The organism is Bifidobacterium sp. UBA4282 (assembly GCF_002394995.1).
Classification (GTDB): domain Bacteria; phylum Actinomycetota; class Actinomycetes; order Actinomycetales; family Bifidobacteriaceae; genus Bifidobacterium; species Bifidobacterium pullorum_B.
Map to the genome: position 1 here is coordinate 1 of NZ_DGVO01000012.1, position 6,652 is coordinate 6,652.

General features: G+C 65.4%; 5 protein-coding genes. 4 read left to right on the top strand and 1 reads right to left on the bottom strand.

What is annotated here, in order from left to right:
• A partial coding sequence (locus tag B4C31_RS01380) for an AAA family ATPase (RefSeq protein ID WP_291531034.1) occupies positions 1-1,034 on the top strand: 1,034 nt, incomplete at its 5' end.
• A 204-nt stretch (positions 1,035-1,238) separates the two neighbouring features.
• On the opposite strand, the gene B4C31_RS01385 is transcribed toward B4C31_RS01380, so the two are convergent.
• Positions 1,239-2,726, bottom strand: coding sequence for a DUF349 domain-containing protein (locus B4C31_RS01385; protein WP_291531035.1), 1,488 nt, complete (start codon positions 2,724-2,726; stop codon positions 1,239-1,241).
• Between the two features lie 93 nt (positions 2,727-2,819).
• Between B4C31_RS01385 and hisS the strand changes: the two genes are divergently transcribed.
• The 3 genes from hisS to B4C31_RS01400 form a co-directional block, all read left to right on the top strand.
• A complete protein-coding gene (gene hisS / locus B4C31_RS01390) occupies positions 2,820-4,223 on the top strand; it encodes a histidine--tRNA ligase (RefSeq protein ID WP_291531036.1) in 1,404 nt (467 codons plus the stop codon).
• Positions 4,220-6,019, top strand: coding sequence for an aspartate--tRNA ligase (aspS, locus tag B4C31_RS01395; RefSeq protein WP_033506522.1), 1,800 nt, complete (start codon positions 4,220-4,222; stop codon positions 6,017-6,019). Before hisS ends, aspS begins: the two co-directional genes overlap by 4 nt.
• 151 nt (positions 6,020-6,170) lie before the next feature.
• A partial coding sequence (locus B4C31_RS01400) for an amino acid ABC transporter ATP-binding protein (protein WP_291531045.1) occupies positions 6,171-6,652 on the top strand: 482 nt, incomplete at its 3' end.

The window sequence follows — 6,652 nt, forward strand, 5'->3', positions numbered from 1 at the left end:
AAAGCGAAAAGGAGAAACTCCTGCGGATGGAGAGCGAACTGCACAAGAGGGTGGTGGGCCAGGACAAGGCCATCGCCGCCGTTTCGGACGCAGTGCGACGCTCGCGTGCCGGGCTCAGCAACGAGCACAGGCCCATCGGATCCTTCCTCTTCCTCGGCACCACCGGCGTGGGCAAGACCGAGCTGGCCAAGGCGCTGGCCGAGTTCCTGTTCGACGATGAGGACGCGCTGATCCGCGTGGATATGTCGGAGTTCTCCGAGAAGTACGCGGCCTCGCGTCTGTTCGGCGCGCCCCCGGGATATGTCGGATACGAGGAGGGCGGCGAGCTCACCGAGAAGGTGCGCCGCAAGCCGTTCTCGGTGGTGCTGTTCGACGAGATCGAGAAGGCCCATCCGGACATCTTCAACACGTTGCTGCAGGTGCTGGATGACGGTCACCTGACCGACGGCCAGGGCCGCAAGGTGGATTTCAAGAACACGATCATCATCCTGACCACGAACTTGGGGTCGAGCAACATCGCCAAGTCGGCCAATACCGGCTTCAGCCTGGGGTCGAACACCGAGTCGAGCTACCAGCGGATGAAGGACCAGGTGAGCACGGAGCTCAAGCAGCAGTTCCGTCCCGAGTTCCTCAACCGTCTGGACGACATCATCGTGTTCCGTCAGCTCACCGAACCGCAGGTGCGCCAGATCGTGGACCTGGATGTGAACAAGCTCAACGACCGCCTGTTCGACCGCCACATGTCGCTCGAGCTGACCGACGCCGCCAAGGACCTGCTCGCGCAGAAGGGCTTCGACCCGCTGCTGGGCGCCCGTCCGCTGCGCCGTGTCATCCAGCGCGACATCGAGGACGCCATCTCGGAGAAGATCCTGCTCGGCGAGCTCGAAGACGGACAGCGCGTGGTCGTGGATGCGGAGGGTGAAGGCATCCTCGGCGAGTTCACGTTCCGCGGCGAGCGTTTCGAGGAACCCGAGCTCGTCGGTGCCGCGTCCGCTGCCGAGGACACTGCGGAATCGGAGCAGCCCACGGAATGACGCCGGACGGCGTCGTGCACACGATATAGGTGATGGAGGTGGCCCGGTCGCCATGGATTCTGCCATGGTGACCGGGCCACCTCATACCGTCAGCGAACGAGGCTACGGTTGGTGGCCGAGCATCGGAGAACCGACACGGGATATGAAAAAGGTGCGCCCCCCCCCTAAGGGGGCACACCAGTGAAAACCGGTTTGGAACGGGGCTTAGCGGATCGCGTTGAGCCACTGCTCCTTGGTGGCCTTTTCGGCCTCCAGAGCGGCCTTCTTCTTCGGGTCGGTCTCGGCGGCGATCTTCTCATCCAGCTCGGCGAGCTGAGCGGTCAGCTGCACCTCGAAGCTGGACTTGCGGGCGTCGGCCTCCGGATCGGTCTGCTTCCAGGCGGCATCCTCCACGGCCTTGATCTGACGGTCGACGGCATCCAGACGGGACTCGATGCGGTGCATCGCCTCACGCGGCACATAGCCGATCTGATCCCATTCCTCCTGGATGGCGGCCAGCGCCTGACGCGCCTTCTTGGCGGCGGCCTCGTCGGCCACCGGCACCAGCGCCTCGGCCTGCTTGAGGAGCTCCTCCTTCCTGGACAGGTTCTCCTTCTCGGCCGAGTTGGTCTGGTCGCGGTCGGCCTGACGCGCGTTGAAGAACGTGTCGGCGGCCTCGCGGAAGCGCGCCCACAGGGCGTCGTCCTCGTTGCGGCCAGCGCGGCCGGCCTGCTTCCAACGATCCATCAGCTCGTTGAACTTGCGGGAGGTCTCGCCCCAGGCGATCGAGTCCTTGATCTCGTTGGCCTCGGCGATGATCGCCTCCTTGGCCTCACGGGCGTGGTTGCGCTCGTTGTCGCGGGCCTGCGCCCACTTGCGGCGAGCCTGGTTGAACGTGGTGCGGGCCTGGGAGAAGCGCTTCCACAGTGCGTCAGCATCCGCCTTGTCGATGCGGATGGTGGTGCGCTGATGCTCCTGCCACTGCTCGAAGAGATTGCGGAACTTGTCCGCGGTCGAACGCCAGTTCGTGTTGTCGCCCAGCGAGGCGGCCAGCGCCTCGGCCTTCTCCACAATCGCGGTGCGCTCGGCCACGGCCTTGTCCATCGCGGCCTTGCGGGCCTCGGCGATGGCGGTCTTCTTGGCGGCGGCCTCGGCCTTCAGCTCCTCGAACTGCGCCTTGATGGCGGCGATGTCGCCCACCACGGCCGGTTCGACGGTCTCCTCGGCCAGGGTCTTGAGCGTGTCGTCGATCTCACGGTTCTTGACGTTGGCGGACTTCAGACGGTTAGCGAACAGGTCCAGCTTGGCCTTCAGATCCAGATACCGGCGTGCGTACAGCGCCAGCGCCTCCTCCTTGGAGGCGTCCGGGAACTGACCGACCTCGCGTTCGGCATCGCCTTCGCGCACGAACACGGTGCCGTTGTCGTCCACGCGGCCGAACGCCTCGGCCGCCGTCACGTCGGCCTGGGAATAGGTGATGGTCGACCGCTTGGGCGCATGCTGCTGCGGCGTCTTCTTCGCGAACGCCGCGGGGGAGGGGGCATGCGGCTTCGGCATCGCGGCCGGGGTCGGCGCCGGCGTGGGGGCCTCGGCCACCGTTTCCTCGACGACGGTCGTCTCCTCGACGACGACGGTCTCCTCGGGAGCGGGCGCCGTTGCCTGCTCGGTGATTTCGGTGGTGTTCTCGGGTGTGGTGACATTCTCGTCGGCCATGGCCAGCTCCTTAGGCTTGTCGTAAGTGAGGGGCGGGAAAACAGCCGGCCACGACCGGTTATTTTCACCAACCTCTATGTATTATAGGGAACTGTGGCTAAAGGTGCATCACTATCAGGATTTCCAGAGTGGCTCCCCTCTGAACGTGTTGTGGAGCAGCGTGTCATCGACACGCTCCGTAAGGTTTTCGAGCTCAATGGGTTCATCGGCATCGAGACACGCGCGGTGGAACCGGGCTCCAGCCTGCTCAAGAAAGGCGAGACCAGCAAGGAGATCTACCTGCTGAGCCGTCTGCAGGAGGTCGGTCAGGAGAACGATACCCCGGTGGAGGACCGGTTGGGCCTGCACTTCGATCTGACCGTGCCGCTGAGCCGGTATGTGGTCGAGCATGCCAACGACCTGGCCTTCCCCTTCAAGCGGTGGCAGATCCAGAAGGTCTGGCGCGGCGAACGCCCCCAGGAAGGCCGTTTCCGCGAATTCGTGCAAGCCGACATCGACGTGATCGGCAATGGGGAACTGCCCGACCACTATGAGGTGGAATTGCCGCTGGTGATGGTCTCCGCGCTGGAGGCCCTGCGCGAGTTCGGCCTGCCGAAGGCCACCGTGCACGCGAACAACCGCAAACTGTCCGAGGGCTTCTACCGTGGTCTGGGCCTGAACGACATCGAAGGCGTGCTGCGCGAGATCGACAAGCTCGACAAGATCGGCGCCGACGAGGTGGCCAAGCTGCTCATCGGCGAGTGCGGCGCCAGCGAGGCGCAGGCCGCGGCCTGCCTGGAGCTGGCCAACCTGACCGCCGCGAACGGCGCGGAACTGGCCGAACGCTTCGATGCCCTGTGCGCCGCGCACGGCATCGCCACCGACTCCGACGCCTACGTGCTGGCCCGCCAGGGGCTCGACACCCTGGCCATGATCGTGGACGAGGCGGCCCGTATCCGCCCCGGCTCGGTGATCGCGGACCTGAAGATCGCCCGCGGACTGGATTACTACACCGGTTCCGTATACGAGACGTTCCTTGACGGCGCGGCATCGCTCGGCTCGATCTGCTCGGGCGGCCGCTATGACAACCTGGCCTCCCAGGGCAACCGCAAGTACCCGGGCGTCGGCCTGTCGATCGGTCTGTCCCGTCTGGTCTCCTACATGCTGCACACGGCCGGCGCCAAGGCCTCCCGGATCTCCCCGGCGGCCGTGCTGGTGGCCGTGTGGAACGAGGAGGACCGCGCCGCATCGAACGAGATCGCCAACCGGCTGCGCGCCCGCGGCATCGCCACCGACGTGGCCCCCACCGCGGCCAAGCTCGGCAAGCAGATCAAGTATGCCGACAAGCTCGGCATTCCGTACGTGTGGTTCCCTGCGGACCGGAGCGATCCGGAAGCCGTGGACGAGGTCAAGAACATCGTGACGGGCGACCAGGAACCGGCCGATGCCAAGTCGTGGGAGCCGGATACGCTGGTTGCCCGGCAAACCGTGGAGATTCAAGGAGTGGAAGCAGCATGAGCCAGACGGCTTACAGAACACATCACGCCACCGAAGTCACTGAAGCGCTGGTCGGTGAGCAGGTGACGCTCGCCGGTTGGGTCGATCGTCGTCGCGATCACGGCGGTGTGGCCTTCGTGGACCTGCGCGATAGCTCGGGCCTGGTTCAGGTGGTCATCAACGACGAGGAGATGGCCCGACCGCTCAGGAGCGAGTTCGTGGTCCGCGTGATCGGCGCCGTGCGCCTGCGCCCGGAAGGCAACGAGAACGAGCATCTGGCCACCGGCAAGGTCGAGGTGGTGGCCCGGTCCATCGAGATCCTCGCCAAGTCCGACGCGCTGCCGTTCCAGGTCTCCACCGCACTCGAGAACGAATCCGAGAACAAGCTGCCGGGCGAGGACGTGCGCCTGAAGTACCGCTATCTGGATCTGCGCCGTCCGTCCATGCAGCGCAACATCAAGCTGCGCTCCGACATGGCCAAGGCCGCCCGTCAGGCCCTCGATGAGATGGGCTTCACCGAGGTCGAGACCCCGACGATGATCAAGTCCACGCCCGAAGGCGCCCGCGACTTCCTCGTGCCCGCCCGTCTGGTGCCCGGCTCCTGGTACGCGCTGCCGCAGTCCCCGCAGCTGCTCAAGCAGCTGCTGATGGTCTCCGGCGTCGAGCGTTACTACCAGATCGCCCGCTGCTACCGTGACGAGGACTTCCGCGCCGACCGCCAGCCCGAGTTCACCCAGCTCGACATGGAGATGGCGTTCGTGGACCAGGAGGACGTGATCGCGATGGCCGAGAAGGTCATCGCGGCGATCTGGAAGGCCGCCGGCTATGAGGTCAAGCTGCCGATCCAGCGCATCACCTGGCAGGAGGCGATGGACAAGTACGGCACCGACAAGCCGGATCTGCGCTTCGGCAATGAGCTGATCGAGCTCACCGACTATTTCAAGGACACGCCGTTCCGCGTGTTCCAGGCCCCGTACGTGGGCGCCGTGCTCTTCAAGGGCGGCGCCGCCACGCCGCGTCGCCAGTTCGACGCCTGGCAGGATTGGGCTAAGCAGCGCGGCGCCAAGGGCCTGGCTTACGTGGTGTTCGCCGAGGACGGCGAGCTCAAGGGACCGGTGGCCAAGAACCTGTCCGAAGCCGAGCGTGCGGGCCTGAAGGAGGCCGTGGGCGCCGAGGACGGCGACGCCGTGTTTTTCGCCGCCGGTCCGCGCACCTCCTCCCAGAACCTGTTGGGTGCCGTGCGCGTGGAGCTTGCCGATCGCGCCGGCCTGCTTAAGCCCGACGACTTCGCCTTCACCTGGGTGGTGGACTTCCCGCTGTTCAAGTCCACCGAGGACGAGGATGACGACGACGTGGCGGTCGGCCACTCCAAGTGGACCTCGATGCACCACCCGTTCACGATGCCGTCCGCCGACTGGATCGACACCTTCGACCAGGATCCCGAACACGCGATGAGCGACTCCTACGACATCGTCTGCAACGGCGAGGAGATGGGCGGCGGTTCCGTCCGTATCCACCGTGACGATATCCAGGATCGCGTCCTCGACGTCCTAGGCATCACCAAGGAGGAGGCCGACGAGAAGTTCGGCTTCCTGCTTGAGGCCTTCAAGTACGGCGCCCCGCCGCACGCCGGCATCGCCCTGGGATGGGACCGCACCGCTTCGATCCTGGCCGGTACCGACACCATCCGCGACGTCATCGCCTTCCCGAAGGCCGGCGGCGGCCGCGATCCGCTGACCGGTGCCCCGGCCCCGATCACGGACGAGCAGCGCGCCGAAACCGGCGTCGACTACGATCCCGACGAGGACGAGGACTGATATTCCTCGCATGCGATAACGCTTGGAACCCCGGCCGTTCGGCCGGGGTTCCCGCGTATGCGGGCGCGGACCAGATCGACGGCAATCGGTTCGTAACGGTGCGTCGGTATAATGACGATTTATGTCAGAACAGAATGAAGCAACAACGCAGATGAGCCAGCCGGAGACGCTGGCAACGGGGAGGTCGGACGCCGGTTATCCGCTGGTCGAACTGTCCCACGTCGACAAGCATTACGATAAGCTGCACGTCCTCAAGGACATCAACCTGACCGTGAACAAAGGCGAGGTACTGGTCGTCGTCGGACCGTCCGGATCGGGCAAATCGACGATGTGCCGCACCATCAACCGCCTGGAGACCATCGACTCGGGCGTGATTCGCATCGACGGCAAGCCGCTGCCGCAGGAGGGCAAGGAGCTGGCGAACCTGCGCGCTGAGGTCGGCATGGTATTCCAGTCGTTCAACCTGTTCGCCAACAAGACGATCCTCGAGAACGTGACGCTTGCGCCCATCAAGGTCCGCCATATGGACAAGAAGGAAGCCGAGGACCTGGCCATGGACCTGCTCGACCGCGTCGGCGTGGCCTCGCAGGCCGGCAAGATGCCGTCCCAGCTGTCGGGCGGCCAGCAGCAGCG

What these genes read in the sequence shown, in the direction of transcription:
- B4C31_RS01385 (WP_291531035.1), bottom strand. Translation starts at nt 2,726, where the DNA reads ATGGCCGACGAGAATGTCACCACACCCGAGAACACCACCGAAATCACC.
- aspS (WP_033506522.1), top strand. Translation starts at nt 4,220, where the DNA reads ATGAGCCAGACGGCTTACAGAACACATCACGCCACCGAAGTCACTGAA.